1 protein-coding gene and 1 pseudogene are annotated in these 1,496 nt (G+C 40.0%); one reads left to right on the top strand and one right to left on the bottom strand.

All coding sequences use genetic code 11. From position 1 onward, the window contains the following. Positions 1-871 (bottom strand): anaerobic ribonucleoside-triphosphate reductase (nrdD, locus tag L4C33_RS22145; protein ID WP_428814539.1); only part of this gene is annotated, 871 nt, incomplete at its 3' end. A gap of 294 nt (positions 872-1,165) precedes the next feature. On the opposite strand from nrdD, the pseudogene L4C33_RS22150 reads away from it, so the two are divergent. Beyond that, positions 1,166-1,496, top strand: a pseudogene (locus tag L4C33_RS22150) (endonuclease/exonuclease/phosphatase family protein); the annotation flags it as partial.

Raw genomic sequence — 1,496 nt, forward strand, 5'->3', positions numbered from 1 at the left:
CAAATGGAGTTTGCCCGTTAGCGGTATGAAGCGTATTTACTTCATATTCCAAAGATTGGAACGCGTCATAACATTCTTTCTCTGTGCGAGTCGTCGCAAATGCTTCAGGGCTATGTATATCCCATTCTTTTGCTAGTTGAAGATGCTTTTCATAACTCGTCATGACATAAGGTTCTAGTACTTCATCAATACGGTTGATCGTTGTACCACCATAAATATGGCTCGCTACCTGAGCAATGATTTGTGCGGTTACCGCTGTTGCTGTAGAAATCGATTTAGGTGTATCGATTTCCGCATTCCCCATCTTAAAGCCATGAGTTAGCATGCCTTTAAGATCAATCAGCATACAGTTAAACATTGGGAAGAAAGGCGCGTAATCTAAATCGTGATAATGAATATCACCGTCTTCGTGCGCTTTAACTATGTCTCGGGGCAAAATGTGAGTTTTCGCATAATGTTTAGCCACGATACCAGCAAGCAAGTCACGTTGAGTCGGGATGACTTTACCATCCTTATTCGCGTTCTCGTTGATTAGGTCAACGTTGCTTTCTTCAATTAGACCTTCAATTTCTTGAGTCAATGCGCTCTGTTTTTCTCGCGCTATATCTCGGTCATGACGATACTCAATATATGCACGAGCAACCGACTTATACGGTCCTTGCATTAACTCATTTTCAACCATAGTTTGGATTTCAGAGATATGAACCTCATCGTATTCTTCAAGCTTTAACTCAATTGCTAATGCGACATTCAGTGCATAAATTGCAATTTCCTTATCGGCTTTGTCTGATGCTGCTTCCACTGCAGCTTGAATGCGATCTCTGCAGAATGGAGCTCTTGAGCCATCACGCTTGATTACGATTGATTTCACCACTTCTCCTTACTCCTAAGGTATTCACAGAGTTATCCACAAACACACTATATAGAGCGATTTATAATTCAGTTAACACAAGATGTTGTGGCGTATTTAACGAGAAGCACCCATCAAGCGTATTGATCTGGATCAAATAATATTAGCTGTAGAGCAAGATCAAATCGATCTTATTGCACGAGCTCTCAACACATAAAGAAACAATGAAAATTGCTTTTTTGATGGATTTTTCACTTGAAATTTTACGACTACTGATAGGATAACGGCTGGATAAATAGGACAAGGTTGACCTGCATGAAATTAACATTCGTAATCCGCTTATTGAGTGTGCTATTCGCTATCGGATTCAGTTACACAAGTTTTTCCCAAACACTGAAAATTTCGACATGGAATATCGAATGGTTAACGATTCATCCACAGAATGCCATACAACAAAGCCAACGTCAGCCAGCTGACTTCTCAACATTAAGTCAGTACTTTGGGAAACTAGAGAGTGACGTTTTAGCCTTTCAAGAAGTAGACAGTGTCGAAGCCATAAAAAACATTGTTGGAGATGAATATTCAGTCGTACTCTCAGATCGCGCACAATCAAACAATGTAAGCCATCAGTTTAAGGACATTAATC

It is taken from the genome of Vibrio makurazakiensis (genome assembly GCF_050337375.1).
GTDB classification, from domain to species: domain Bacteria; phylum Pseudomonadota; class Gammaproteobacteria; order Enterobacterales; family Vibrionaceae; genus Vibrio; species Vibrio makurazakiensis.